General features: G+C 62.7%; 24 protein-coding genes and 1 pseudogene. 24 read left to right on the top strand and 1 reads right to left on the bottom strand.

Features of this window, described 5'->3' with window-relative positions; translation table 11 throughout:
* From HX851_RS30050 to phnP, 15 genes and pseudogenes are all read left to right on the top strand, one after another.
* A pseudogene (locus HX851_RS30050) lies at positions 1-1102 on the top strand (type VI secretion system Vgr family protein); the annotation flags it as partial.
* A gap of 17 nt (positions 1103-1119) precedes the next feature.
* Positions 1120-1701 carry a hypothetical protein gene (locus tag HX851_RS30045; protein ID WP_177066411.1) on the top strand — a complete coding sequence of 194 codons (582 nt, stop codon included), beginning with the start codon at positions 1120-1122 and terminating at the stop codon, positions 1699-1701.
* Positions 1702-2058: 357 nt separating this feature from the next.
* Positions 2059-2886 carry a phosphonate ABC transporter ATP-binding protein gene (gene phnC / locus HX851_RS30040; RefSeq protein WP_177063609.1) on the top strand — a complete coding sequence of 276 codons (828 nt, stop codon included), beginning with the start codon at positions 2059-2061 and terminating at the stop codon, positions 2884-2886.
* A gap of 48 nt (positions 2887-2934) precedes the next feature.
* Positions 2935-3939, top strand: a complete 1005-nt coding sequence (phnD, locus tag HX851_RS30035; RefSeq protein ID WP_177063608.1) for a phosphonate ABC transporter substrate-binding protein — start codon at positions 2935-2937, stop codon at positions 3937-3939.
* 70 nt (positions 3940-4009) lie between these two features.
* The gene (gene phnE / locus HX851_RS30030) at positions 4010-4798 is read left to right on the top strand and encodes a phosphonate ABC transporter, permease protein PhnE (RefSeq protein WP_177063607.1); all 789 of its coding nucleotides are present in this window, start codon (positions 4010-4012) and stop codon (positions 4796-4798) included.
* Between the two features lie 35 nt (positions 4799-4833).
* Complete coding sequence (gene phnF / locus HX851_RS30025; RefSeq protein ID WP_177063606.1) at positions 4834-5538, top strand: phosphonate metabolism transcriptional regulator PhnF; 705 nt, start codon at positions 4834-4836, stop codon at positions 5536-5538.
* A 14-nt stretch (positions 5539-5552) separates the two neighbouring features.
* Positions 5553-6002 carry a phosphonate C-P lyase system protein PhnG gene (phnG, locus tag HX851_RS30020; RefSeq protein ID WP_177063605.1) on the top strand — a complete coding sequence of 150 codons (450 nt, stop codon included), beginning with the start codon at positions 5553-5555 and terminating at the stop codon, positions 6000-6002.
* Positions 6002-6601 carry a phosphonate C-P lyase system protein PhnH gene (gene phnH, locus HX851_RS30015; protein ID WP_177066410.1) on the top strand — a complete coding sequence of 200 codons (600 nt, stop codon included), beginning with the start codon at positions 6002-6004 and terminating at the stop codon, positions 6599-6601. Before phnG ends, phnH begins: the two co-directional genes overlap by 1 nt.
* Positions 6601-7668 carry a carbon-phosphorus lyase complex subunit gene (locus HX851_RS30010; protein WP_177063603.1) on the top strand — a complete coding sequence of 356 codons (1068 nt, stop codon included), beginning with the start codon at positions 6601-6603 and terminating at the stop codon, positions 7666-7668. The genes phnH and HX851_RS30010 overlap by 1 nt, the downstream gene beginning before the upstream one ends.
* Positions 7668-8534, top strand: a complete 867-nt coding sequence (locus tag HX851_RS30005) for an alpha-D-ribose 1-methylphosphonate 5-phosphate C-P-lyase PhnJ (protein ID WP_177066409.1) — start codon at positions 7668-7670, stop codon at positions 8532-8534. Before HX851_RS30010 ends, HX851_RS30005 begins: the two co-directional genes overlap by 1 nt.
* Positions 8531-9352: a phosphonate C-P lyase system protein PhnK gene (phnK, locus tag HX851_RS30000; protein WP_177066408.1), complete on the top strand. Its 822-nt coding sequence runs from the start codon at positions 8531-8533 to the stop codon at positions 9350-9352. The genes HX851_RS30005 and phnK overlap by 4 nt, the downstream gene beginning before the upstream one ends.
* Positions 9353-9378: 26 nt before the next feature.
* The gene (gene phnL / locus HX851_RS29995; RefSeq protein ID WP_177066407.1) at positions 9379-10095 is read left to right on the top strand and encodes a phosphonate C-P lyase system protein PhnL; all 717 of its coding nucleotides are present in this window, start codon (positions 9379-9381) and stop codon (positions 10093-10095) included.
* Positions 10089-11234, top strand: coding sequence for an alpha-D-ribose 1-methylphosphonate 5-triphosphate diphosphatase (locus tag HX851_RS29990; protein WP_177063599.1), 1146 nt, complete (start codon positions 10089-10091; stop codon positions 11232-11234). The genes phnL and HX851_RS29990 overlap by 7 nt, the downstream gene beginning before the upstream one ends.
* Positions 11234-11797 carry a phosphonate metabolism protein/1,5-bisphosphokinase (PRPP-forming) PhnN gene (phnN, locus tag HX851_RS29985; RefSeq protein WP_177063598.1) on the top strand — a complete coding sequence of 188 codons (564 nt, stop codon included), beginning with the start codon at positions 11234-11236 and terminating at the stop codon, positions 11795-11797. Before HX851_RS29990 ends, phnN begins: the two co-directional genes overlap by 1 nt.
* A 2-nt stretch (positions 11798-11799) precedes the next feature.
* A complete protein-coding gene (gene phnP, locus HX851_RS29980) occupies positions 11800-12549 on the top strand; it encodes a phosphonate metabolism protein PhnP (protein WP_177066406.1) in 750 nt (249 codons plus the stop codon).
* Here phnP and HX851_RS29975 read toward each other — a convergent pair.
* On the bottom strand, positions 12492-13436 hold the full coding sequence (locus HX851_RS29975) for a LysR substrate-binding domain-containing protein (RefSeq protein ID WP_177063596.1): 945 nt from the start codon (positions 13434-13436) through the stop codon (positions 12492-12494). The two genes, phnP and HX851_RS29975, sit on opposite strands and share 58 nt — an antisense overlap.
* A 144-nt stretch (positions 13437-13580) precedes the next feature.
* Here HX851_RS29975 and HX851_RS29970 point away from each other — a divergent pair, with 144 nt between their 5' ends.
* The 9 genes from HX851_RS29970 (at position 13581) to HX851_RS29930 (ending at position 25525) form a co-directional block, all read left to right on the top strand.
* Positions 13581-14591 (top strand): aldo/keto reductase, encoded by a 1011-nt coding sequence (locus tag HX851_RS29970; protein WP_177066404.1) that lies wholly within the window; start codon positions 13581-13583, stop codon positions 14589-14591.
* Between the two features lie 238 nt (positions 14592-14829).
* Entirely contained in the window at positions 14830-15627 is a 798-nt protein-coding gene (locus HX851_RS29965) for an SDR family NAD(P)-dependent oxidoreductase (protein ID WP_177063594.1), read from the top strand.
* Between the two features lie 20 nt (positions 15628-15647).
* The gene (locus tag HX851_RS29960; protein WP_177063593.1) at positions 15648-16064 is read left to right on the top strand and encodes an SRPBCC family protein; all 417 of its coding nucleotides are present in this window, start codon (positions 15648-15650) and stop codon (positions 16062-16064) included.
* A gap of 100 nt (positions 16065-16164) precedes the next feature.
* Entirely contained in the window at positions 16165-16833 is a 669-nt protein-coding gene (locus HX851_RS29955) for an ABC transporter ATP-binding protein (RefSeq protein WP_177063592.1), read from the top strand.
* On the top strand, positions 16830-19319 hold the full coding sequence (locus HX851_RS29950) for an ABC transporter permease (protein WP_177066402.1): 2490 nt from the start codon (positions 16830-16832) through the stop codon (positions 19317-19319). The genes HX851_RS29955 and HX851_RS29950 overlap by 4 nt, the downstream gene beginning before the upstream one ends.
* Positions 19309-20385, top strand: a complete 1077-nt coding sequence (locus tag HX851_RS29945; protein WP_177063590.1) for a lipocalin-like domain-containing protein — start codon at positions 19309-19311, stop codon at positions 20383-20385. The genes HX851_RS29950 and HX851_RS29945 overlap by 11 nt, the downstream gene beginning before the upstream one ends.
* A 119-nt stretch (positions 20386-20504) precedes the next feature.
* Positions 20505-22709: an OsmC domain/YcaO domain-containing protein gene (locus HX851_RS29940; RefSeq protein ID WP_177066400.1), complete on the top strand. Its 2205-nt coding sequence runs from the start codon at positions 20505-20507 to the stop codon at positions 22707-22709.
* A gap of 186 nt (positions 22710-22895) precedes the next feature.
* Positions 22896-23360 (top strand): hypothetical protein, encoded by a 465-nt coding sequence (locus tag HX851_RS29935; protein WP_177063588.1) that lies wholly within the window; start codon positions 22896-22898, stop codon positions 23358-23360.
* A gap of 1031 nt (positions 23361-24391) precedes the next feature.
* The gene (locus HX851_RS29930; RefSeq protein ID WP_177066397.1) at positions 24392-25525 is read left to right on the top strand and encodes a nucleoid-associated protein; all 1134 of its coding nucleotides are present in this window, start codon (positions 24392-24394) and stop codon (positions 25523-25525) included.
* Position 25526 lies beyond the last annotated feature (1 nt).

The following is a 25526-nucleotide window of genomic DNA, read 5'->3' as shown; positions in this document are numbered from 1 at the left end:
CAAATGCGCCCATGTACAAAAACTTGGCCGGACCCGTCTCGACACGCCGAAAACACCACGACCAGCGGGTTACTCCGGCAGGTACATCCTGAAAAATGACACCCAGGCACCCATGCCGTTTACCCGCTACCGGGCCACCACGCAACAAGGCGAGGTGTTCAAGGGCGTGACCGACAAGGACGGCCGCACCCTGAATATTCATACTTTGTTGCCGGGGAACGTAAGTCTCGAGTTTCCAGATGCGGCGGTCTATGACGAGCAACTTCACCTGGTAGGTCCCGATGGCGAACGGGCGAGCAACCTGAAGTATGTACTGCTTCTGGCCGATGGCAGCAGACATGAAGGCGTGACCGACGAGCAGGGTTACACGCAACGTCTAGTGACCGAGAGGCCAGCCCAGATCACCCACTTGACGCTTTTCCCTCCCGAAGCCGTGGAGGCCTTCTGTTGTGCGGCGCAAAACGCCCAGGCCAACACCCAGGCACCTTTGGAGATGGACCTGCGCTCAAGCAATATCAGCACCCACGAAACGGATATGGGGACCTCTGTACAAGTAGTCCCATTGCCCAAGGGCAAGAAGCGGCGACTGACAGCGGGTGAGATTGAAATGGCCCGTACCGTGTTCAAGGATGCGGTCAATTACCACAAGGTCAGGGTGCACCACAGTGGCTGGTGGCTGTTTATGGGCTTCCAGAACACGGCGGTGACGCCGAATGGGCATATGTACTATCCGGAGAGCACGGGACTCTATCGAGATGATTTTTCCAGCACCGACACGCACAGAGACAAGGCCTTGTTCATACATGAAATGACCCATGTCTGGCAGCATGGGTTGGGTTACTCGATGAAATGGGATGGACTGACAGTAACTATTCGAGGGGGCGACGCCTACTCTTATACCTTGAGCAAAAACAGCACTCTCTCTGATTATAATATGGAGCAGCAAGGTGAGATTGTTTCTGATTATTATATAATATGCATTGTTGGAGATGCGAGGTACACATGGAATAGTGGGAATTTTAATAAAAGTCCTGCACTGCTAGAGTCCACTGTTTGTGATTTTCTGAGTAGCCCAGGCGACAAGAGAAATCTTCCAAGGTGAACTAAGGAGGGGTTGTTATGAGTCGTCGGATTTATTTAATGATATTTCTTTGTTTTTTTGGGTCTTCGGCTTTTGCAACTTCGTTTGCCCGGATCGGCTTGGGGGATATTGTCTCAATTGATCATAAGCCTGCCATATGCATTCCAAAAGATGCGGTAGAATCTATGCCGGTTGGGTTTATTACAGTAGGTGAAAGCTATGTTAGTGGACCTAAGTCCTGGGGTGTCGACCTTAAGGAAAATGCAAAGCCCTTGGTGCTGATGCCCGGAGACTGTGTTGTTTATGGGGTCATTCCTGAAGGATACGAACTTCCGATGCATGAGGAAAAAAGAAGGTCTCTAGAACTTAAAGTAAATAGAACGTATAACTTTATGTTGGATCATGCTTATCGTTCAAGGACCTGGTATGCAGCAACTTTTTGTATTGAGCAAGCAGCGGATGGTGCTGTGAGATATGTTCAGTATAAACCTGTGTCTGGTGGGCGACAGACCGTTCCTTCTTGTGATGCAAAACTTAACGGAAATGCACCAGAGCAATTTTCCCCAAAAAACTTGGAAGGTAGCTGTCTGACGGGGCGTTGTGCTCATCAATCAGAGTAAAGGGTTATCAACTTGAAGGGCTCATCTTGCTGGCGGAGTGCAGCGCAAAAGATACAGCCTAACGTCCAGTAATGTCGGCATCCACGATGTGGAAGCGGGGGTGACTTCTGTATAGCAGTGATGGCAAGGTCATGCGTGCAGGGGGGGGATTGCGCAAGCCAACCGTCTGACAGCGATCACCCGGCGCCGGAGGGTGACCCTTCTATTCCGTGGCTCCTGGAAAAACATCAACACAAACGTCATCAAACCGTGACTTTACGGTCATGTCCTGTTCGCAGGACCGCAACACGCGCGCTCTAACGTCTGGTCATCCCAATGCGGCCATGGACGGCCTCTATAACCAGACAGAGAGCTCCCATGACCGTAGCCATCCATGTCGATCGTTTGAACAAGACCTTTTCGCGCAAGACCGCCCTGGTCGATCTCGAATTGTCCATCCAGACCGGCGAGATGGTCGCGCTGATCGGCGCTTCCGGGTCCGGCAAGTCGACCCTGTTGCGCCACCTCGCCGGTCTTGCCGTGTGCGACCGCGACAACGGCGGTCGGGTCCGGGTACTGGGTCGCGACGTGCAGTCCAGCGGCCGGCTCAGCGGCAACGTGCGCCGTCTGCGGGCCGACATCGGTTATATCTTCCAGCAGTTCAACCTTGTCAACCGACTGAGTGTTCTAGACAACGTACTTCTCGGTTGTCTAGGCCGCATGCCGCGCTTTCGCGGCAATTTCGGTCTGTTCAACGCCGAGGAACGACATCGCGCCCATGAATCCCTGGAGCGCGTCGGTCTGCTCGACCTGGCCGGCCAGCGTGCCTCGACCCTGTCCGGCGGCCAGCAGCAACGCGTCGCCATTGCCCGCACCCTGACCCAGCGCGCGGACGTGATCCTCGCCGACGAACCGATCGCCTCCCTCGATCCGGAATCGGCGCGCAAGGTCATGGAGATCCTCGCCGACATCAACCGCCGCGACGGCAAGACCGTGGTGGTGACCCTGCATCAAGTGGATTACGCCGTTCGTTATTGCCCCCGCGCCGTGGCGCTCAAGGGCGGCCGGATCCACTACGACGGCGCCGCCGCAGAGCTGACCGGGCCGTTGCTCAACGGCCTGTACGGCGCCGACCTGGACACCAGCCTGATGTTTTCCGATCAGGCCCGGCGCATGGACAACGCGCCCCGGCTGGTCCTGGCCTGAACCCAGACAACCTCTCGAACCTTTAACGCACCTGCAGGAATCCATTCCATGTTGAACCGTATCGGTCGCGTCTTCGCGTCTGCCGCTCTGCTGGCAAGCTGCGTCCTGGGCACCGCCCAGGCACAGGAACAAGTCATCAACTTCGGTCTCATGTCCACCGAGTCGTCGCAGAACCTCAAGAGCGTCTGGCAGCCGTTCCTCGACGACATGTCGAAGAAAACCGGCCTTACCGTCAAGGCCACCTTCGCTTCCGACTACGCGGGCCTGATCCAGGGGATGCGCTTCAACAAGGTGGACGTGGCGTGGCTCGGCAACAAGGGCGCGATGGAAGCCGTGGACCGCTCCAACGGTGAGATCTTCGCCCAGACCGCTGCCGCCAATGGCAATCCGGGTTACTGGAGCGTGCTGATCGTGCGCAAGGACAGCCCGATCAACTCCGTTGCCGACATGCTCAAGAACGCCAAGAGCCTGACCTTCGGCAACGGCGACCCGAACTCCACCTCCGGCTATCTGGTACCCGGCTACTACGTGTTCGCCAAGAACCATGTCGATGCCGCCACCGCGTTCAAGCGCACCCTCAACTCCAGCCATGAAGTGAACGCCTTGAGCGTCGCCAAGGGCCAGATCGACGTTGCCACCTTCAACACCGAAAGCTGGGACCGCCTGCAAGTGACCCAGCCGGAAAATGCCGCGCTGCTCAAGGAAATCTGGCGCTCGCCGCTGATCCCGGCCGACCCGATGGTCTGGAACAAGAATCTGTCGGATGCCAACAAGGCCAAGATCCGCGAGTTCTTCGCCACCTATGGCGACACGCCGGAAGAGAAGGCCGTGCTGACCAACATGCAGTTGGGCAAGTTTCTCAAGTCCAGCGATGACCAACTGCTGACTATCCGCCAGCTCGAACTGTTCAAGCAGCGCACCGAAGTGAGCGCCAGCACCACCCTGAGCGCCGAGGAAAAAACCACTCGCCTGAAAGACATCGACGCCGGCCTGGCGAAGTTGCAGGACCGCATCAGCGAACTGGACAAGCAGACCGCCGCCAAGGCGGGTTGAGGCACCGGGCCGTGCTGCCTGGGCCGTACCCGCCAGGCAGCGCGTCATCCTCCGTCGACGAGAGCCGCTCATGAATACTCACGCTGCACACGCCGATATTGTCGGCAAACGCTCCTGGACCCGCTACATCGGCTGGGGCCTGTTCCTGGCGATGCTTGCCTGGGCCTGGCACGGCGCGGAAATGAACCCGCTGCAGCTGTACCGCGATTCGGGAAACATGGCGACCTTCGCCGCCGATTTCTTCCCGCCGGACTTCCACGAATGGCGCTCCTACCTCAAGGAAATGATCGTCACCGTGCATATCGCCCTCTGGGGCACGCTGCTGGCGATTGTCTGCTCGGTGCCGCTGGGCATTCTCTGCGCCGACAACATCACCCCCTGGTGGATTCACCAGCCGCTGCGCCGGGTCATGGACTCGTTCCGTTCGATCAACGAAATGGTGTTCGCCATGTTGTTCGTGGTGGCGGTCGGCCTGGGCCCGTTCGCCGGCGTCCTGGCGCTGTGGATCAGCACCACCGGCGTGCTGGCCAAGCTGTTCGCCGAGGCGGTCGAGGCGATTGACCCGGGTCCGGTGGAAGGCGTGCGCGCCACGGGTGCCAGTGCCTTGCAGGAAGTGATCTACGGGGTGATCCCACAAGTCATGCCGTTGTGGATCTCCTACGCGTTGTACCGCTTCGAGTCCAACGTGCGCTCGGCCACGGTGGTGGGCATGGTCGGTGCCGGCGGTATCGGTGTGATCCTCTGGGAAAACATCCGCGCCTTCCAGTTCGTCCAGACTTGCGCGGTGCTGCTGGTGATCATCTTCGTGGTGAGCGTGATCGACATCCTGTCGCAACGCCTGCGCAAACAATTCATCTGATCGGAGAGGGTGCCTTGAGGGCGCTTTTTTTAGCCATGACATTGTCTAGACAAGTAGAGCCGATCTACCGCGAGCTGGCTGACACCCTGCGCCGCGAGCTGTCCGGTTATCGTGCGGGGGACTACCTGCCGCCGGAAGTCCAGCTGGCCTCGCGCTTCTCGGTGAATCGCCACACCATCCGCCGCGCCATCGACGAGCTGGTGGCCGAGGGTTGCCTGTTGCGCCTGCAGGGCAAGGGTACCCAGGTGCTGGAACGCCCGCTGATCTATCCGATGGCGGCGGACAGCGCCTACAGCCAGTCGCTGTCGGCCCAGGGCGTCGGTGTCCAGGCGCTGCTGTTGCGCCGCCGGCACTGCCCGGCGAGCCGCGAGGACGCCCGCCACCTGGAACTGCAGGAACAGGCGCCGCTGATCGAGCTGCAGACTCTGCGCCTGCTCGACGAACAGCCGGTGAGCCTGATCCGCCATCGCTACTGCGCCAGCCGTGCGCGCTGGCTGGACCCCTACAACGGCGGTTCGCTGCGGCAGTTCTTCGCCGACCGCAAGCTGCCCCTGACCCGCACCTTCAGCCTGATCGGCGCGCGCCTGCCCAGCCGCGACGAGGCCGGCCTTTTGCTGATGCCCCGGCACATGCCGGTGCTGACGGTGCTCACCGTTTCCCGTGACCCCGCCGGACGGCCGGTGGAGCTGGCGCTGTCCACCAGTCGTTCGGACCGCTTTCAGTACCAGGTCATGACCTGATGGAGAACCTCGAGATGACCGCTCCCGAAACACACGCTGCACGGCAACGCTGGATCGGCGTCCTGGCCCGTGCCCAGGGCGTCGAGCTGCACGCCCATGAAGCGGCCCTGCGCGACACCGACTATCAACTGATCCGTGCCCCAGAGGTCGGCATGACCCTGGTGCGCGGCCGCATGGGCGGCACCGGTGCCCCCTTCAATATCGGCGAAATGACCGTCACCCGCTGCGTGGTGCGCCTGGCCGATGGCCGGGTCGGCTACAGCTATCTGGCCGGACGCGACAAGCAGCATGCCGAGCTGGCCGCCCTGGCCGATGCGCATCTGCAAGGCAGCCAGCAAGCGCGCTGGCTCGGCGAACTGATCGAACCCCTGGCCCATGCCGAGGCCCAGCGTCGGGCCGCGAAAGAGGCCGACACCGCCGCGACCAAGGTCGAGTTCTTCACCCTGGTGCGAGGAGAAAACTGATGAGTGCACGTCTTCTGCAAGGCGCTTTCGCCGACCCGGTGCTGGATGCCCAGCGCAGTTTCCGCGCGGCCCTCAACGCCTTGGCCAATCCGGGCGTGACCCAGGCCTTGCCGCTGCTGTCGAGCCTCGACGGCCTGGCGCCGGCGACTTACGCGCTGTGCCTGGCGCTGCTCGATGGCGACACCCCGCTGTGGTTGGCGCCGTCCTTCGGCACCCCGGCGATCCGCGCCAACCTGGCGTTTCACTGTGGCTGCCCATTGACCGGTCAACGCGAAGAAGCGCGCTTTGCCCTGCTCGCGGCCGAGGACCTGAACGATCTCGCCGGCTTCGACCTGGGCAACGAACGTTACCCGGACCAGTCCTGCACCTTGCTGGTCCAGCTGCCGCAACTGGAGAGCGGGCGTTCCCTGGCCTGGTTTGGTCCGGGTATCCGCGATGAACAGCGGGTCAGCCTGCCGCTGGCCGCGGAGTTCTGGCACCAGCGCGAGCGCCACAGCGCGTTTCCCCGTGGGCTGGATGTGTTTTTCCTGGCAGCCGGCGACGTGCTCGGCTTGCCGCGCAGTACCCGTGTCAGCCACCTGTCCGAGGAGCTTGCCTGATGTATGTAGCCGTCAAGGGTGGCGAGAGAGCCATCGACAATGCCCACCGCCTGCTGGCGAAAAAACGCCGTGGCGACACCGCCATCGCCGAACTCGAGGTCGAGCAGGTCCGCCAGCAGTTGCCGCTGGCGGTGGCCCGGGTGATGACCGAGGGCTCGCTGTACGACGAACAACTGGCCGCGCTGGCGATCAAACAGGCGGCCGGTGATCTGGTGGAAGCGATCTTCCTGCTGCGGGCTTATCGAACGACGCTGCCGCGTTTCAATGACAGCCTGCCCATCGATACCTCGGACATGCAGCTCGATCGGCGTCTGTCGGCGACCTTCAAGGACGTGCCGGGCGGTCAGTTGCTCGGTCCGACTTTCGACTACACCCACCGCCTGCTGGACTTCGCGCTGCTGGCCGAGGGCGAGCATCCGGGACCGCAGGCAGAAGAGGGCGCCGGCCTGGCGCCGTGTCCGCGAGTCCTGGAGTTACTGGCCAGGGAAGGACTGATCAAGACCGAAAGCGACCAGGGCGCGGCCGTCGACGATATTACCCGCAAACCCCTGGAGTACCCGGCCACGCGTGCCGAGCGCCTACAGGCACTGGCCCGTGGCGATGAAGGTTTCCTGCTGGCCCTGGGGTATTCGACCCAGCGCGGCTACGGGCGCAATCACCCCTTCGCCGGGGAGATCCGCATCGGTGCGGTGGAAGTCTGGATCGAGCCGGCGGAGCTGGGTTTCCCCATCGCCATCGGCAGCATCGAAGTCACCGAGTGCGAGATGGTCAACCAGTTCGTCGGTTCGAAAACCGAGCCGGCGCAGTTCACCCGCGGCTACGGCCTGGCCTTCGGGCATGCCGAGCGCAAGGCCATGGGCATGGCCCTGATAGATCGCTCGCTGCGGGCCGAGGAATTCAATGAAGAGGTGGTGTCACCGGCCCAGCAGGAAGAGTTCGTGCTGGCCCACTGTGACAACGTCGAGGCCGCCGGCTTCGTCTCGCACCTCAAGCTGCCGCACTACGTCGACTTCCAGTCCGAACTGGAACTGATTCGCAAACTGCGCAACCCCGAGGAGAACCGTTGATGAACGGCCAGACCCCGATTCGCGACGAGGCCTACAACTTCGCCTACCTCGACGAACAGACCAAACGCATGATCCGCCGTGGCCTGCTCAAGGCCGTGGCGATTCCCGGTTACCAGGTGCCGTTCGGTGGCCGCGAGATGCCGCTGCCCTATGGCTGGGGCACCGGCGGCATGCAACTGACGGCGGCGATCCTCGGTGCCGATGATGTGCTCAAGGTCATCGACCAGGGCGCCGACGACACCACCAACGCGGTGTCGATCCGCCGTTTCTTCGCCCGTACCGCCGGTGTCGCCACCACCGAGCGTACGCCCGAGGCGACATTGATCCAGACCCGCCACCGGATTCCGGAAATAGCGCTGCGCGAAGGCCAGATCATGGTCTACCAGGTGCCCAATCCCGAGCCGCTGCGGTTTATCGAACCGTCGGAAACCGAGACCCGGACCATGCACGCCCTCAACGACTACGGGGTAATGCACGTCAAGTTGTACGAGGACATTGCCACCTACGGGCATATCGAAACCAGCTACGCCTATCCGGTGACGGTCGACGACCGCTACGTGATGGATCCGTCGCCGATTCCCAAGTTCGACAACCCGAAGCTCGACATGAGCCCGGCCCTGATGCTGTTCGGCGCCGGGCGTGAGAAACGCCTGTATGCGGTGCCGCCCTATACCCGGGTCACCAGCCTCGACTTCGAGGACCACCCTTTCGAGATCCAGCGTTGGGAACAGAGCTGCGCGATCTGCGGCAGCCACGATTCGTTCCTCGACGAGTTGATCGTCGACGACGCCGGCACCCAGCAGTTTGTCTGCTCGGACACCGATTACTGCGCCCAGCGCGTCAGCGAACAGGAGCAAGGCCAATGAATGCCGCCTTACTGAACCCGGCCGTCCAGGCGCGCCGCAACGAACGCGCCAAGCCCTTGCTGGAGGTGCGTGGCCTGGGCAAGTTGTATGGCCCGGAGAAGGGTTGCCAGGACGTCAGCTTCGACCTCTATCCTGGTGAAGTGCTGGGCATCGTCGGCGAGTCCGGCTCGGGCAAGTCGACCCTGCTGTCGCTGCTCAGCGGCCGTTGCCCGCCGGACAGCGGGGCGATTGTCTACCGCGACAAGTCCGACAACTGGATTGATCTCTACAGCGCCAGCGAAGCCGAGCGGCGCACGCTGTTGCGCACCGAATGGGGGTTTGTCGAACAGAACCCGCGTGACGGACTGCGCATGGGGGTCTCCGCCGGCGCCAATATCGGCGAACGGCTGATGGCCCAGGGCATCCGCAACTATGGGCAACTGCGTGCCGCCGGGCTTGACTGGCTGAGCCAGGTAGAGATCGATCCGCTGCGTATCGACGACCTGCCACGGACCTTTTCCGGCGGCATGCAACAGCGCCTGCAGATCGCCCGCAACCTGGTTTCCGGGCCGCGCCTGGTGTTCATGGACGAGCCCACCGGCGGCCTCGACGTGTCGGTGCAGGCACGTCTGCTCGACCTGCTGCGCGGCCTGGTGCGCGAGCTGGACCTGGCGGTGGTGATCGTCACCCACGACCTGGCGGTAGCGCGCCTGCTGGCGGACCGGCTGATGGTCATGCGCCGCTCGCGCGTGGTGGAGTCGGGGCTCACCGACCAGATCCTCGACGACCCCCAGGATGCCTACTCGCAACTGCTGGTGTCTTCCGTCCTGCAACCCTGATTCGCGTTCCGCTTGAGGTGTCTCCCATGACAACGCTGCTCGAGGTCCGCGACCTCTCGAAAACCTTCACCCTGCACCAGCAACACGGTGTGGTGCTCAATGTGCTGGACGGCCTGGCGTTCAGCGTCGATGCCGGTGAATGCCTGGTGCTCCACGGTCAGTCCGGTGCCGGCAAAAGTACCTTGCTGCGCACCCTGTATGGCAACTACCTGCCGGCCGGCGGCAGCATCCGCGTCCGCCACGGCGGCGACTGGCTGGAACTGGTCGGTGCCGAACCGCGGGAGCTGCTGGACGTGCGCCAGCGTACCCTGGGCTATGTCAGCCAGTTCCTGCGGGTGATCCCGCGGGTCGCCTGCCTGGACGTGGTCATGGAGCCGGCCCTGGCTCGCGGCTGGGAACGCAGCGTCGCCCAGGCCCGCGCCGAAGCCTTGCTGAGCCGCCTGAATATCCCGCAACGGCTCTGGCAACTGGCGCCGGGGACTTTCTCCGGCGGCGAGCAACAGCGGGTGAACATCGCCCGTGGCTTCATGGTGGACTGGCCGCTGATGCTGCTCGACGAACCCACGGCGTCCCTCGACGACGCCAACCGCCAGGTGGTGCTGGAACTGATCGGCGAAGCGAAAGCCGCCGGCACCGCCTTGATCGGCATTTTCCATGACCGCGCCGCCCGTGAAGCGGTCGCCGATCGCCATCTCGACATGACCCCGACTGCCTCGATGCCCAAGGAAACCACGCCATGCTGAACGAACAGATTCTCAGCAACGCCCGACTGGTCCTCGCCGACCAGGAATTCACCGGCACCCTGGTCCTGCGCGACGGTCTGATCGCCGAGATCGGCGAGGGTTGCAGCCAGTTGCCCCAGGCCCAGGACCTGCAAGGCGACTACCTGCTGCCGGGGTTGATCGAGCTGCACACCGACAACCTGGAAAAGCACATGACCCCGCGTCCCGGCGTGGACTGGCCCTCGGTGTCGGCGGTGCTCAGCCATGACGCGCAGATCATCGCGGCGGGGATCACCACGGTGTTCGACGCCTTGTCCATCGGCGACGTCAATCCCAAGGGCAAGCGCATGCAGCAACTGCCGGGCATGCTCGATGCCATCGCCACCGCCAGCGCCGCCGGCCTGACCCGCGCCGAGCACCGCCTGCACCTGCGCTGCGAGGTCTGCCACCCGCAGACCCTGAATGTGTTTCGCGACCTGGTGGAAAACCCGCTGGTGCAACTGGTCTCGGTCATGGACCATTCACCGGGCCAGCGCCAGTTCGCCCTGGAGTCCAAGTACCGCGAGTACTACATGGGCAAGTACCACCTGAGCGACGAGCAGATGGATGAATTCATCGTGCTGCAGATCGCCAACTCGGCGCAGTACAGCAACCGCTATCGCGGGGCGATTGTCGAGGATTGCCTGGCTCGCGGGCTGTCGGTGGCCAGTCATGACGACGCGACCCTGGCCCACGTCGAGGAATCGGCGGCCTTCGGCATGAGCATCGCCGAGTTCCCCACTACCATGGAAGCGGCCAATGCCTGCCACCGGTTGGGCATGGCGGTGCTGATGGGCGCACCGAACGTGGTGCGTGGCGGCTCGCATTCGGGCAACGTGGCAGCGGCGGCACTGGCAAAAGACGGGTTATTGGATATCCTGTCCAGCGATTATTATCCGGCCAGCCTGTTGCAGGCGGCCTTTCTGCTGGCCGCCCAGGACAACGACTGCGATTTACCACGTACGGTTGCCATGGTCAGCCGGGCCCCGGCCCGGGCGGCGGGGCTCGACGACCGTGGGGAAATCCGTGTCGGCCTGCGTGCCGACCTGATCCACGCACGCAACCAGGGCGGCCTGCCGGTGATCCAGCAAGTATGGCGACAAGCGAAGAGGGTGTTCTGATGGCGGGCAGGTTGATCTATCTCATCGGGCCTTCGGGCTCCGGCAAGGACAGCCTGCTCGATGCCGCCCGTGAACCTCTGGCGCAACGGGGCTGCCGTATCGTGCGGCGGGTCATCACCCGTTCCGCCGAGGCGGTCGGCGAGGCCGCCCATGGCGTCAGCGCCGAGCAGTTCGCGGCGATGCAGGTGCAGGGCGCCTTTGCCTTGAGCTGGAAGGCCAACGGGCTGTTCTACGGGATTCCCCGGGAGATCGACCAGTGGCTGGAGGAAGGGCAGGATGTGTTGGTCAACGGCTCGCGTGGCTATCTGCCCCAGGCCCGCGAGCGTTATCCCGACCTGTTGGTGGTCTTGCTGACCGTGGACCAGGTGGTATTGCGCGAGCGCTTGCTGGCCCGGGGCCGCGAGTCGTTGCCGGAGATCGAGGCGCGACTGGCGCGCAACGCCGATTTCACCCTGGGGGCCGGCGTGCTGGCGGCGGATGATCCGTCGCTGGTGCTGCTCGATAACTCCGGGCCGATCCGCCAGACCGTGACCCGGTTGTTTGCCCTGATCGGCAAGGAGTGAACATGCGCCTGACCTTGCTCGGCACCGGCGATGCACGCCAGGTGCCGGTGTATGGCTGCGACTGCCGAGCCTGCACCGCGGCCCGCCGGCAGCCGGCGCTGCGGCGCCTGCCGTGCAGTGCCCTGGTGGAGTGCGGCGACCAGCGCTGGCTGATCGACAGCGGCCTGCCGGACCTCACCGAACGTTTTCCGCCGCGCAGTTTCAGCGGCATCCTGCAGACCCATTACCACGCCGATCACGCCCAGGGTTTGCTGCATCTGCGCTGGGGCCAGGGCCTGGTGATCCCGGTGCACGGGCCGGCCGATCCGGAAGGGCTGTCGGACCTCTACAAGCATCCGGGGATTCTCGATTTCAGCCAGCCGTTCGCGGCCTTTGAAACCCGTCAGTGGGGGGCTTTGAGCGTCACGGCCCTGCCACTGGTGCATTCCAAACCGACCCTGGGTTATCTGCTGGAAGGCGCGGGTCGCCGCGTTGCCTATCTCACCGATACCGTTGGCCTGCCCGCCGAGACCGAGGCCTTCCTGCTACGGCAGCCGCTGGATCTGCTGGTGCTGGATTGCTCCATGCCGCCGCAGCCCCAGGCTCCGCGCAATCACAACGACCTGAACCTGGCGCTGGCGACGATTGCCGCGTTGAACCCGCTGCAGGCGGTGCTGACCCATGTCGGCCACACGCTGGATGCCTGGTTGCTGGATCACGCCGGGACGTTGCCGGCCTCGGTGCTGGTCGCCAGGGATGGCATGACGCTGTAGGTGTCGTTGACCAGGACTTCGCGAAAGGTCGCCACCAGCGGTCGCAGGTTGATCCGATGCCAGGCGGCCCACAGCGGAGTGGTGTAGAACAACCACGGCAGTTCCCGCAGCACCACGCCTTGCGGGGCGTTGTGCCGCAGGCTGCGCTGGATCATCGTCAGGCCCAGGCCCGCCGCCACCAGGCCGAGGGCGGTCAGCGGTTCGCTGGCTTCCAGGCGGATATCCGGGTTGAAGCCGGCCTTGATGCAGGCCGAGACGAAGTCATCCTGCTTGCCTGCATTTTGCCGATGTTGCACGGCAATCCATTCCTGGCCGGGGAAATGCTCCGGGCGCAGCTCGTCGAGCACGGCCAATGGATGCTGTTCGGGCAGGGCCAGCAGCATCGGGTCGTCCAGCACCCGGGCGCTGTCCAGGTCGGGGTCGTCCGCCACCGGCGGTTCGCTGACCAGGGCAATATCCAGGCTGCGCTGGCGCAGACCCTCCAATTGTTCCGCCGAGTTCAGGCTGTACAGCGCGATATGCACCCCCGGCCGGGCCGTGCGCAGGGTCCGCAAGGCATCCGGCAGAACTCCCGAGTGCATGGCGTTCTCGATATAGCCGATGCACAGGCCGCCTTCTTCTCCCCGGCCCAGACGCCGCCCCAGGGACTCCAGGCGATTGGCGTGGGTCAGGAAGGCGCGGGTCTCGGCGAGGAAGGTCTGGCCGTCGACGGTCAGGCGAATGCGCTGCTGGCTGCGCTCGAACAGCGTCAACCCGAGGCGCTCTTCCAACTGGGCGATCTGCCGGCTGAGGGGCGATTGCGATATGTGCAGGCGTTCGGCCGCACGGCCGACGTGCTCTTCCTCGGCAACCACGACGAAGTAGCGGAGCTGGCGTAGATCGATCATGTCAGACCTCAGAGGACTCAAGTTGCACAAATTATGTCTTGGACGGTCAAAACTCCGCAACCTAGTATTTGCCCCGACACCGCGATCGACGTCGCTGCTGGCAGGCCGCCGCGATCCACCCACCTGAATTCGAAGGAATCCATCATGAGTCTGAAAAATCTGCTGCCGGGCGTCCTCGGTTTTGGCACCGCCCCCCTGGGCAACATGTTCCGCGCGATCCCCGAAGACGAAGCGCAGGCCACCGTCGATGCGGTCTGGGCCCAGGGCGTGCGTTACTTCGACACCGCGCCGTTCTACGGCTCCGGGCTGTCGGAGATCCGCCTCGGCGAAGCGCTGGCCAGATATCCACGGGACCAGTACGTACTGAGCAGCAAGGTCGGTCGGGTGATCCTCGACGAAGTCGAAGACGTCGCCGCCCGTGACCTGGGCGAGAAGGCCGGGGTGTTCGCCCATGGTCGGCCGAACAAGATCGTCAACGACTACTCCGCCGATGCCACGCTGCGCTCCATCGAGGACAGCCTCAAGCGCCTGGGCACCGACCGGCTGGATATCGTCTGGGTCCACGATATCGCCCAGGACTTCTATGGCGACGAGTGGCTGGAGTACTTCAATGTGGCCCGCAAGGGGGCGTTCCGGGTGCTGACCCGCCTGCGTGAAGAAGGCGTGATCAAGGCCTGGGGCCTGGGGGTGAACAAGGTCGAGCCGTGCGAACTGACCCTGCAACTGACCGAGGCACAGCCGGACGGTTTCCTCCTGGCTGGCCGCTACACCCTGCTGGACCATGAGCGTGCCTTGCAGCGGCTGATGCCGGAGGCGGCGGCGCAGAACGTCGATATCGTCGTCGGCGGTCCCTACAGCTCCGGTGTGCTGGCCGGAGGCACGAATTTCGAATACCAGCCGGCGTCGCCGCAGATTCTGGCTAAAGTTGAACGGATCAAGGCGATTGCCCGGGACTTCGGCGTGGACATCAAGGCTGCGGCGTTGCAGTTCTCCCTGGCCAACCCGGCAGTGGCAGCGGTGATTCCGGGGTCGAGCCGGCCAGGGCGGATTGCCGAGGATGTGGCGGCGTTGCAGGCCAAGATCCCGGCCGAATTCTGGCAGGCCTTGCGCAGCGCCGGACTGGTGGCGGGTAACGCGCCGTTGCCGCTGAGCTGACAGAACGGGAAAGCCCCGATGATCGTTCCCACGCTCCGCGTGGGAATGCAGCCCGTGACGCTCTGCGTCACAAGAACGGACGCGGAGCGTCCCTAGAGGCATGCCCACGCGGAGCGTGGGAACGATCGGTAACCTGTGAAGCTTCCAGCGGCTTCACGGGCCTCTTCGCCGGCAAGCCGGGCTCCTACAGGGTCGGTGTTCGGCTTGATATCGCTTTATTCATTCAATCGAGGTTCATATGCAGATCAATCTTTCCAACAAGGTCGCCATTGTCAGTGGCTCCACCGCCGGTATCGGCCTGGGGATCGGCAAGGGCCTGGCGGGCGCCGGCGCAACAGTGGTGATCGTCGGCCGCCAGCAGGCCAAGGTCGACGAGGCCATCGCGGTCATTCTCGCCGCCCATCCCGAGGCCGAGGTCCGCGGCCTGGCTGCCGACCTCGGCACGGCCGCGGGTGCCGAGGCGCTGTTCAAGGCCGAGCCGGACGCCGATATCCTGGTCAACAACCTGGGGATCTTCAACGATGTCGATTTCTTCGACACTCCGGATGAAGAATGGACGCGTTTCTACGAGGTCAATGTGATCTCGGGCGTGCGCCTGTCGCGGCACTATACCCCGGCGATGGTCAAGCGCGGCTGGGGACGGGTGCTGTTCGTCTCCTCCGAATCGGGTATCGCCACTCCCGCCGATATGATCAACTACGGTGTCACCAAAAGCGCCAACCTGGCCGTCTCCCATGGCCTGGCCAAGCGCCTGGCGGGCAGTGGCGTGACGGTCAACGCGATCCTCCCCGGGCCGACCTTTACCGACGGCCTGGAAGAGATGCTCAAGGACGCCACCGCCGCCTCGGGACGCAGTGCCCGGGACGAGGCCGATGTGTTCGTCAAGGCCGCGCGGCCGACCTCGATCATCCAGCGGGCAGCGGATGTGGAGGAGGTGGCCAACCTGGCGGTGTACCTCGCTTCACCGCTGTCTTCCGCCACCACCGGTGCCGCCCTGCGGGTCGATGGCGGTGTTGTCGATAGCCTGGCTATCTAGGCATTTTCCGGAGAGTTTTCATGGCTGCAACATCCGTTACGATTGAAATCCCCGCGACACCCGAGCAGGTCTGGCAATTGATGGGCGGCTTCGATTCGCTGCCCGACTGGCTGCCGTTCATTCCCCGGAGCAGCCTGAGCGAAGGCGGGCGGGTGCGTACGCTGCACACCGCCGATGGCGGCACCGTGGTCGAGCGCCTGGAGGCCTTCGATAACCGCGCCCGGCGTTATAGCTATTCCATCGAGCAGGCACCGTTTCCCGCTACCGACTACCTGGCGACCCTGCAGGTACGCGAGGGCAGCACTCCGCAGACGGCGATTGTCGAATGGGCCGGGATTTTCACCCCGGTTGGCGTCAGCGAAGAGGAAGTGGTGGCGCTGTTCCACGGCATCTACAGCGGTGGCCTGGCGGCACTGAAAGCCAACTTCCCCGATTGATCGACGGTGCAAAAACACCCGCGCTAGCCTATAACAGCAGTCATCGTGAAGCCCGCCCCGGCGATTCGTCGGTCGGGCTTTGTCTTGAGTGAGGTTATCGATGTTGCGTATTCGCGGGCTGAGCAAAGCCTACGCCACCGCCCAGGGGCCGCTGGCGGTGTTGCAGGGCGTCGACCTGGAACTGGAGCAGGGGGCGAGCCTGGCGCTGATGGGCGAATCCGGCAGTGGCAAGAGCACCTTGCTGCATCTGGTGGCCGGGCTGGATCGGGCCGATGCCGGGGCGATAGAAATCGCCGGGCGTGATCTGTGCCAATTGAACGAAGCCCAATTGGCGAGCTGGCGGCGCCACGATATCGGCCTGATCTTCCAGCAGTTCAACCTGATTCCCAGCCTGACCGTGGCCGACAACCTGGCCTTCCAGGCCCGCCTGGCCGGTCGGCATGACCCGCGCTGGCAGGATGAACTGGTGGAGCGCCTCGGCCTGACGCAGACACTGTCGCGCTATCCCGAGCAACTGTCCGGCGGCCAGCAGCAGCGTGTGGCCCTGGGCCGGGCCCTGGCCGCAAAACCGCCGTTGCTGCTCGCCGACGAACCCACCGGCAGCCTCGACGAGAGCACCAGCGACGAAGTGCTGGGGTTGCTGCTGGACCTGCTGGTCGACCACGGCACCAGCCTGCTGATGGTCACCCACAGCGAGCGCATGGCTGCCCAATTGCAACGTCGGGTGCGCTTGCACAATGGCCGTCTGAGCGAGCTGTCGGGGGCATGAGGACTTTCTACTGGGCCTTGCGCGCGCTGCTCAGCCACTGGTGGCGTCATCGCGTGCAGTTGTGCAGCGTGCTGGCCGGCCTGTGGTTGGCGACTGCCTTGTTGACCGGCGTGCAGGCCCTCAACAGTCAGGCGCGGGAGAGTTACGCGCGGGCCAGCCAGTTGATCGGCGGGGCGGCGCCTTATCGACTGGTCAGCCGCGACGGCGAGCGCTTCGAGCAGCAACTGTTTGTCCAGTTGCGCTTGGCGGGCTGGCCGGTTTCACCGCTGTTGCAAGGCCGGCTGGAGCTGGACGATCCCCGGCATCCGGGACATGTGCAGCGCTTGCAGGTACTGGGCATCGACCCGGTCAGCCTGCCCCAGGGCAGCAGTCTGGCCGGTGAGGCCGTGGACAGCGCGCAGTTACTGGCGTTTATCGGCGTACCGGGACAGACCTGGGTGGCACTCGACACCTTGCAACGTTTGGGCTTGAAGGTCGGCGATCGTCCCCGGGGCCCTGAAGGGGAGTTATTGCCGCCACTGGCCCTGCGTGCGCAACTGCCGCCGGGCCTGCTGCTGATGGATATCGGGGCCGCGCAACGGGTACTGAATAGGCCGGGACAGCTTTCGCAGTTGTTGCTGGCGACGGACTTTGCTCGCGGCAACCCGAGTTTGCCGGCGGACCTGGTGAGCCGTTTGCGCTTGCAGGCTCCGGGTGATGAAAGTGACCTGGCGCGCCTGACCGAGAGCTTTCACCTCAATCTCAGCGCGCTGGGATTCCTGGCGTTTATCGTCGGGCTGTTTATCGTCCACGGCGCTATCGGCCTGGCCCTGGAACAGCGTCGTGGCCTGCTGCGGACCCTGCGTTCCTGCGGCGTCAGCGCCCGTTGCCTGCTCAGTGCCTTGACCGTGGAACTGCTGGGGTTTGCCCTGGTGGGCGGCGTGCTCGGCGTGGTCAGCGGCTATGGCCTGGCGAGCCTGCTGCTGCCGGATGTGGCGGCCAGCCTGCGCGGTCTGTATGGCGCCGAAGTGGCCGGCAGCCTGAACCTGCCACCGGGCGACTGGCTGGCGGGTCTCGGCCTGTCCCTGGGCGGTGCCTTGCTCGCGGGGGCCGGCAGTGTCTGGCGGGCCGCGCGCCTGCCGTTGCTGGCGCTGGCCCAGGCTGAAGCCTGGCGTTCGGCACAGGCCCGGCGCTTGCGCCAGCAGGCCCGGCTGGCCGGATTGCTGGCCCTGGTGGTGCTGACCTGTATTTTCTGGGGCGACAGCCTGACCAGTGGTTTTGCCCTGATGGCCGCGCTGTTGATGGCCGCGGCCTTGCTGCTGCCGGTGTGCCTGAACGCCATCCTCAGCGGCGTGTTGCCGGCCTGTCGCCGGCCCTTGAGCCAATGGTTTATCGCCGACAGCCGCCAGCAACTGCCGGCCTTGAGCCTGGCGCTGATGGCGCTGCTGCTGGCCTTGGCCGCGAATATCGGCGTGGGCAGTATGACTTCGGGTTTTCGCCAGACCTTTACCAACTGGCTTGACCAGCGCTTGGCTGCCCAGCTGTACATCACACCGCAAGGCCCCGAGCAGGACGCGCAGTTGGAGCACTGGCTGGCCGAGCGTACCGATATACAGGCGGTACTGCCCGGCTGGGACGCCGAGATCAGCCTGCAAGGCTGGCCGATCCAGGTGCGCGGGATACCCGATGTGCCCACCTATCGCCAGCACTGGCCGTTGCTGGAAGCACGTGACGATGCCTGGCCGCGTTGGGCGGCGGGTGAGGGCGTAATGATCAGTGAGCAACTGGCACACCACCTCAAGCTTGCCCTCGGCCAGCGCCTGGTGTTGCCGACACCCAGCGGCGACTGGTCGCTGCCGGTGCTGGCGGTGTACGCCGACTATGGCAATCCCAAGGGCCATCTGTTGCTCGAAGGCCTGGCCCTGCAAGCCCATTGGCCGGGCCTGCGGCCGAGTCGCTACAGCTTGCTGGCAGAGCCCGAGGCCGTGGCGCCGCTCAAGCGCGAGTTGCAGCAGGCCTTCCACTTCGACGAGGCCCATCTGATCGACCAGAGCGAACTCAAGGACGCCGCCGGCAAGGTCTTCGAACGCACCTTCGCGGCGACCGCGGCCCTCAACAGCCTGACCCTGGGCGTGGCCGGCGTGGCGTTGTTCATCAGCCTGCTGAGCTTGAGCGAAAGTCGCCTGGGGCAACTGGCGCCGCTGTGGGCGTTGGGTGTCGCCCGCCGGCAACTATTGTTGCTGAGCCTGGGGCAGACCCTGCTGCTGGCCTCGATCACCTTGCTGCTGGCGATTCCCCTGGGGTTGGCGCTGGCCTGGTGCCTGGTGGCGGTGGTGAATGTCCAGGCCTTCGGCTGGCGCCTGCCGATGCAGGTCTTTCCCTGGCAGTTGCTGCAACTGTCGGTGCTGGCGCTGGTGGTGACCCTGGTCGCTGCCGCCTGGCCGTTGTGGAAACTGCTGCGGGTGCGGCCGGTGGAACTGTTGAGGACCTTTGCCAATGAACGCTAGGAGGCTGTTGCTGGTGTGGCTCGGCCTGCTGTTGCTTGGTTGCGATCAACAGCAGGCCGAGCCCGAAGGTTTTGCCGGGCTCGGTTCGAACGCCGCCGGGTACGCCCAGGTGTTGCCCGGCCAACCCCTGGTGTTTCCTCGTGATCACGGTGCGCACGGCGACTACCGCATCGAGTGGTGGTATGTCACCGCCAACCTCAAGGATGCCGAGGGCCATTCCTACGGCGTGCAATGGACCCTGTTCCGCAATGCCTTGCAGGTGCCCGGCAAGTTGACCGGCTGGAGCGAGCCGACCTTATGGATGGGCCATGCGGCTTTGACCAGCGAGCACGGCCATCACTACGCCCAGGCCCTCGCTCGCGGCGGGGTAGGCACAGCCGGGGTGGAGGCCGAGCCCTTGAAGGCCTGGATCGACGACTGGCAGTTTCACGCCCGGTCATCGCTCAACCAGGGCCTGGGCGATATGCAACTGGCGGCCCACGGCAGTGACTTCGCCTACCGGCTGAACCTGCGCAGCGAGCGCCCGCTGGTGTTACAGGGCGACCACGGCTACAGCCTGAAGTCCGGCAAGGGACAGGCGTCGTGGTACTACAGCCAGCCGTATTTCCAAGTGAGCGGCAGCCTGCAGGTCGACGGTCGTGAGGTCCGGGTAACGGGGCAGGCGTGGCTCGACCGCGAGTGGAGCAGCCAACCGCTGGCCGCCGACCAGTCGGGCTGGGACTGGTTCTCCCTGCACCTGGCCGATGGCGCCAAAGTCATGCTGTTCCAGGTCCGGCAGACGGACGGCCAGCGCTATCGCGCCGGCACCTGGATCAGCGCCGATGGCGAGGTCCAAGCGCTCAGGGGCGATGAGATCGTGCTGACACCGGGACGACAGGCCGATGTCGCCGGACGGCGTTTGCCGGTGGAGTGGCAACTGCAGATCCCGAGCAAACAGCTGCGCATCGACACCCGTCCGTTGCGGGACGATGCCTGGATGGGCACCGCGTTTCCCTACTGGGAAGGACCGATCAGTTTTACCGGCAGCCAGAAGGGCGTGGGTTATCTGGAAATGACCGGGTATTGAGGGGCAAACAGCGGCCATGGCCGGCAAACGCGTGCGAGATACCGTGACCGCGTGCTCTTCTGGCGGAAAAACCGGATAATGCCGGCCATTATTTTGCTCGTTATAGTGGTAATTCCCGCATGGAAATCAAGGTTAATTTTCTCGACAACCTTCGACTTGAAGCCAAGTTCGATGACTTCACGGTGGTGGCCGATCAACCTATCCGCTATAAGGGCGACGGCTCGGCCCCGGGTCCGTTCGATTATTTCCTGGCTTCTTCGGCGTTGTGCGCCGCCTATTTCGTCAAGCTGTACTGCCAGACGCGCAATATTCCCACCGAGAACATCCGCCTCTCGCAGAACAACATCGTCGATCCGGAAAACCGCTACAACCAGATCTTCAAGATCCAGGTCGAGTTGCCGGCGGATATCTCGGCCAAGGATCGCCAGGGCATCCTGCGTTCCATCGACCGCTGCACGGTGAAAAAGGTGGTGCAGACCGGTCCCGAGTTCGTGATCGAGGAAGTGGACAACCTCGACGCCGATGCCCAGGCGTTGCTGATGCTCAACTCCGATTCCGAAGCGCTGACCTTTATCGCCGGCAAGGATCTGCCGCTGGAACAGACCATCGCCAACATGTCCGGCATCCTGGCGGACCTGGGTATGAAGATCGAGATCGCTTCGTGGCGCAATATCGTGCCCAACGTCTGGTCGCTGCATATTCGCGATGCCCACTCGCCGATGTGCTTCACCAATGGCAAGGGCTCGACCAAGGAAGGCGCGCTGGCGTCGGCGCTGGGCGAGTTTATCGAGCGGCTCAACTGCAACTTCTTCTACAACGATCAGTTCTGGGGCGAAGACATCGCCAACGCGGCGTTTGTGCATTACCCGAACGAGCGCTGGTTCAAGCCGGGTCGTAAAGACGCGCTGCCGACCGAGATCCTCGACGAGTACTGCCTGAAGATCTACAACCCCGATGGCGAACTGCGCGGCTCGCACCTGTACGACACCAACTCCGGCAATACCGAACGCGGCATCTGCTCGCTGCCGTATGTGCGCCAGTCGGACGGCGAAGTGGTGTACTTCCCGTCCAACCTGATCGAGAACCTGTTTCTCAGCAATGGCATGAGTGCCGGCAATACCCTGGCCGAAGCGCAGGTGCAGTGTCTGTCGGAAATCTTCGAGCGCGCGGTGAAGCGCGAAATCCTCGAAGGCGAAATGGCCCTGCCGGATGTGCCGCAGGACGTGCTGGCGAAGTACCCCGGCATCCTGGCCGGCATCCAGGGCCTGGAAGAGCAGGGTTTCCCGGTACTGGTCAAGGATGCGTCGCTGGGCGGCGAGTTCCCGGTGATGTGCGTGACCTTGATGAACCCGCGTACCGGCGGTGTATTTGCCTCGTTCGGCGCGCACCCGAGCTTTGAGGTGGCGCTGGAGCGCAGCCTGACGGAACTGCTCCAGGGCCGCAGTTTCGAAGGCCTGAACGATCTGCCGCAGCCGACCTTCGAAGGCCACGCGGTGACCGAGCCGAACAACTTCGTCGAGCACTTTATCGACTCCAGTGGCGTGGTGTCGTGGCGCTTCTTCAGTGCCAGGTCCGATTACGAATTTGTCGAATGGGACTTCTCCGGCCAGGGTGAAGACTCCAATGCCGAGGAGGCCGCAACGCTGTTCGGTATCCTCGAAGCGATGGGCAAGGAAGCGTACATGGCGGTGTACGACGACCTCGGCGCAACGGCCTGCCGCATCCTGGTACCGGACTATTCGGAGATCTATCCGGTCGACGACCTGATCTGGGACAACACCAACAAGGCCCTGTTCTTCCGCGAAGATATCCTCAACCTGCACAGCCTCGACGATGCCGGTCTGCAAGCGTTGGTCGGTCTGCTGGACGAGAGCGAGCTGGACGATTACACCGACATCACCACCCTGATCGGCATCGAGTTCGACGACAACACCGCCTGGGGCCAATTGACCATCCTGGAGTTGAAGCTGCTGATCCGTCTCGCCTTGCAGCATTACGACGAGGCAAAGGAACTGGTGGAAACCTTCCTGCAGTACAACGACAACACCGTCGAGCGCGGGCTGTTTTACCAGGCCGTGAACGCGGTGCTGGAAATGCACCTGGACGAGGATCTGCAGTTGGAAGACTACGAAGCCAACTTCCGTCGCATGTTCGGCAACGAGCGGATGGACGCGGTGATCGGCTCGGTGAACGGCAGTGTGCGCTTCCATGGCCTGACGCCGACCAGTATGAAACTGGAAGGGCTCGACCGGCACCTGCGGTTGATCGACAGCTACAAGAAACTGCACACGGCGCGGGCCCGGGCGGCGGGTTTGGTGAGCTGATAGCGCTGACAAAAAAGCACCTGCGGGTGCTTTTTTTGTGTCTGGCGACGAGCCAGGGGCTGCGGATGAGAAACGTTGTGAATTGTTGTGAAGGTACAGAAGAGTGGCCATTGGCCCATGCTACCGTCCGTGACTCGTTATCGTCAGTGCGACGATGTCAGTCATTCCATCGAGGGAGCAGCGCCGATGTCTACTACCGTATCACCCGCTGGTAGCGGGCCGAGCAGTTCAAAAGCGAAGAGTTCTGCGTTTGACAGCACGCTGGACACGGCCAAGTCCAGCCAGGTCATTGCCGATTACATGCGCAAAACGGGCAAGTCGGCGATCACCAAGCAGGAGCTTTCTCAACTGGCCAACGACACCTCGGGCAAGGTTCCCGCCAGCGTCTCCGAGGCGGCCAAGTACATGGAGCGCCACCCCGATGTCTTCACCGCCATCGAAACCCATGATGTGGCGGGTGCCGACAACCTGTCCGGCGTCTGGAACTTCGACTGGGCCGCCAACGGTGGGCTGAAAGGCACGGCGACCGACGCCATTGCCAAAATGCAGGACACCTTCGACATGGCAATCGCCAAGTCGGCGAAGATCACCGAACTCAGCACGGCCAAAAAGGCCGAGCTGGATGCGACCAAGCAACGGCCCAGCAACTGAGTCCTGGCTTGCTGCGCTGATCGTTCCCACGCTCCGCGTGGGAACGCAGCCCGTGACGCTCTGCTCCACATCACACATGTCGGCAAAAGAAACGGGAAGCCTTGCTTCCCATTCATCCCTGAGCGCTGTCAGCTGCCGATGCTGGCGGGCGGCTTATCCAGCACGGCGTCGATCCACACATGTGCCATCTCGATCAGATGCCCACACCCATCGCCATTAGGCGGGTTGGGAGTGAGTTTGAACATGGTTTCGATACTCCATAGTGCAAGTTAAGGAGCCGTCACCATCGCTACCAAACGATTCAGGGGTGGCGGCCGTACGCAGGTTGGTAGACCGGTGCACTAGGAGCCCGGCGCGTCCGAGGACGCCCTGCGCACGGCCACCATAAGGCCGAGGCCGAAAAAAAGCGCCTTGCTCAAGGTGGCGCTTTGCGCCTAGTTACACCGAGGGCTACCAAACCCTGCCACTGATGTGCAGTGACGAGTCGAAGCCTCGCGGTGTGATCAAACACAAACAAGCGGTCGGGATTTTCTAGGAAATTTCAGGCAATAGAAAGGGAGTTGTCTTGCGGTTTCGCGAATTGGGGAGCAGGAATGGGCGTTCTCAAGCGCCCGCTTTCGGCCGATTCTGTTGAAAAAGTCGACCCGGACTGGCGGTCCGTGCATTGAGCGGTGAGAACGTCATTTTTGCACACTGCTGCGTGAAATCTGGGACCTGAACCCTCTGCTCAAAAAGCGGATTTCAATCTCAGACGCGTACTTTTCTGTCGTGAAAACCAAAACCGACTTTTTCAACAGAATCGGCCAATAGCAGTCTGTCGACAGGGGCCGAGATTTGCCCTTAGCAGTCAATATCATGCAGGCATAGAGAGCTCGACATGGGTGCTGGTTGGATATACAGTTGTGATGCCAATTACCTACATTTGGCTCTGTGGACCGCTAGAGAATACGGGCAGTAGACCAATGGCCATTTGCAGGTTAACTCTGACTCTCGTAATCTCACATTGATATTACTGAAATGGAAGTCGACTTGTGATCACGCTGAAAACCGCCATCATCCACAGTTTCAAAAAGATTGCTCATACGGGTCTTGTTTCTGACGTGGTGAAAAAGGACGTTGTCCTGGATACCCAAAACCCAGCTTTAGAGTCTCTGGTCGAAGGCATCAACGGTCTGATTGGTAAAGAAGGAAACAGTGTTGTCTACGGACAATTTGCTGACGACGGTCGGCAAGGTCCGTTTCCTGATCGGTTTAGCGCTTACGTGGATGTCTGTGGTGATGAGGCTGAATTTATTGCGTTAACCCACTTAGCCATGGATCAGCTTGTCGAGCAGGCGAGGGACCAAACCTTGGCCACTGGCGGCCATATTCTCTGCGCGCAATACACCTCGGGTGCGTCTGACTTCTTTCTGGTCGCCAGCATCAAACAGCGTGGCGGCATTCAGCTCGATGAGAACTACGTACCCAAAGCCATTCAGGAAGTGGACCTGAAGACGGTTCAGCAGGCGGCCAGGATCAACTTTTTGAAGTTCGCGTCGGTTACTGCCGCCGCCGTATCTGCTGCTGCGGGGAATACAGTTGTAGATGCTGAGGACGCAGACGAGGTTGATTCGACCTATCTGTGCTTTATCAGCCGCGGTCGGGACAGCCAGGCTTCTGACTATTTCATCTCCGCTTTGGGATGCGCCAAAGGCGTGGCGTCCGGCCGTGCAACTAAAAATGCCATCGATTACGTTGGCCGTTTCTTCCGTAACAATAAAGAGCTCAAGCCTTTTGCTTACAAGGCGAAAGAGGCGGTTGTCCGGTACTTGCAGGACCGACTGGCGGATGGCAAATCCGCTCGGTTAGATGCGATCTGCCATGCGGCAATTCAGCACGTTCCGCCTGACCTAGTCGATGAAATTGCAGGACTGAAAGACTATCTCAACGACGAAAAACATCGAGTCCCTGAGGACTTTACTGTCAATGCCAAATCGCTGAAGGAGAAGACCAGGATCAAAGGCGAAGCTGCGAGCTGGTCGCTTCAATTTGAACGTGGTGCCTTGGGTAAGGAGGCAACGTCCGATGTTTATTACGATGAGGGTCGCAAGAAGCTGACCTTGTCAAACATGACCCAGGAACTGGTCGATTTGATAGAGAAAGAGCTGCAGGCCAGGGTTGGGTAAG

Origin of the sequence: Pseudomonas gingeri (assembly GCF_013385635.1) — a bacterium.
In the GTDB taxonomy this organism is placed as follows: Bacteria; Pseudomonadota; Gammaproteobacteria; order Pseudomonadales; family Pseudomonadaceae; genus Aquipseudomonas; species Aquipseudomonas gingeri_A.
The sequence above is the reverse complement of the archived record's forward strand: the minus strand, read 5'-3'. Positions and strand labels throughout refer to the sequence as shown.

What these genes read in the sequence shown, in the direction of transcription:
- phnF (WP_177063606.1), top strand. Translation starts at nt 4,834, where the DNA reads ATGACATTGTCTAGACAAGTAGAGCCGATCTACCGCGAGCTGGCTGAC.
- HX851_RS29960 (WP_177063593.1), top strand. Translation starts at nt 15,648, where the DNA reads ATGGCTGCAACATCCGTTACGATTGAAATCCCCGCGACACCCGAGCAG.
- phnK (WP_177066408.1), top strand. Translation starts at nt 8,531, where the DNA reads ATGAATGCCGCCTTACTGAACCCGGCCGTCCAGGCGCGCCGCAACGAA.
- phnL (WP_177066407.1), top strand. Translation starts at nt 9,379, where the DNA reads ATGACAACGCTGCTCGAGGTCCGCGACCTCTCGAAAACCTTCACCCTG.
- phnP (WP_177066406.1), top strand. Translation starts at nt 11,800, where the DNA reads ATGCGCCTGACCTTGCTCGGCACCGGCGATGCACGCCAGGTGCCGGTG.
- HX851_RS30005 (WP_177066409.1), top strand. Translation starts at nt 7,668, where the DNA reads ATGAACGGCCAGACCCCGATTCGCGACGAGGCCTACAACTTCGCCTAC.
- HX851_RS29945 (WP_177063590.1), top strand. Translation starts at nt 19,309, where the DNA reads ATGAACGCTAGGAGGCTGTTGCTGGTGTGGCTCGGCCTGCTGTTGCTT.
- HX851_RS29990 (WP_177063599.1), top strand. Translation starts at nt 10,089, where the DNA reads ATGCTGAACGAACAGATTCTCAGCAACGCCCGACTGGTCCTCGCCGAC.
- phnG (WP_177063605.1), top strand. Translation starts at nt 5,553, where the DNA reads ATGACCGCTCCCGAAACACACGCTGCACGGCAACGCTGGATCGGCGTC.
- phnE (WP_177063607.1), top strand. Translation starts at nt 4,010, where the DNA reads ATGAATACTCACGCTGCACACGCCGATATTGTCGGCAAACGCTCCTGG.
- HX851_RS29940 (WP_177066400.1), top strand. Translation starts at nt 20,505, where the DNA reads ATGGAAATCAAGGTTAATTTTCTCGACAACCTTCGACTTGAAGCCAAG.
- HX851_RS29935 (WP_177063588.1), top strand. Translation starts at nt 22,896, where the DNA reads ATGTCTACTACCGTATCACCCGCTGGTAGCGGGCCGAGCAGTTCAAAA.
- HX851_RS30010 (WP_177063603.1), top strand. Translation starts at nt 6,601, where the DNA reads ATGTATGTAGCCGTCAAGGGTGGCGAGAGAGCCATCGACAATGCCCAC.
- phnD (WP_177063608.1), top strand. Translation starts at nt 2,935, where the DNA reads ATGTTGAACCGTATCGGTCGCGTCTTCGCGTCTGCCGCTCTGCTGGCA.
- HX851_RS29965 (WP_177063594.1), top strand. Translation starts at nt 14,830, where the DNA reads ATGCAGATCAATCTTTCCAACAAGGTCGCCATTGTCAGTGGCTCCACC.
- HX851_RS29970 (WP_177066404.1), top strand. Translation starts at nt 13,581, where the DNA reads ATGAGTCTGAAAAATCTGCTGCCGGGCGTCCTCGGTTTTGGCACCGCC.
- HX851_RS29955 (WP_177063592.1), top strand. Translation starts at nt 16,165, where the DNA reads ATGTTGCGTATTCGCGGGCTGAGCAAAGCCTACGCCACCGCCCAGGGG.
- HX851_RS29950 (WP_177066402.1), top strand. Translation starts at nt 16,830, where the DNA reads ATGAGGACTTTCTACTGGGCCTTGCGCGCGCTGCTCAGCCACTGGTGG.
- phnH (WP_177066410.1), top strand. Translation starts at nt 6,002, where the DNA reads ATGAGTGCACGTCTTCTGCAAGGCGCTTTCGCCGACCCGGTGCTGGAT.
- HX851_RS29975 (WP_177063596.1), bottom strand. Translation starts at nt 13,436, where the DNA reads ATGATCGATCTACGCCAGCTCCGCTACTTCGTCGTGGTTGCCGAGGAA.
- HX851_RS30045 (WP_177066411.1), top strand. Translation starts at nt 1,120, where the DNA reads ATGAGTCGTCGGATTTATTTAATGATATTTCTTTGTTTTTTTGGGTCT.
- phnN (WP_177063598.1), top strand. Translation starts at nt 11,234, where the DNA reads ATGGCGGGCAGGTTGATCTATCTCATCGGGCCTTCGGGCTCCGGCAAG.
- phnC (WP_177063609.1), top strand. Translation starts at nt 2,059, where the DNA reads ATGACCGTAGCCATCCATGTCGATCGTTTGAACAAGACCTTTTCGCGC.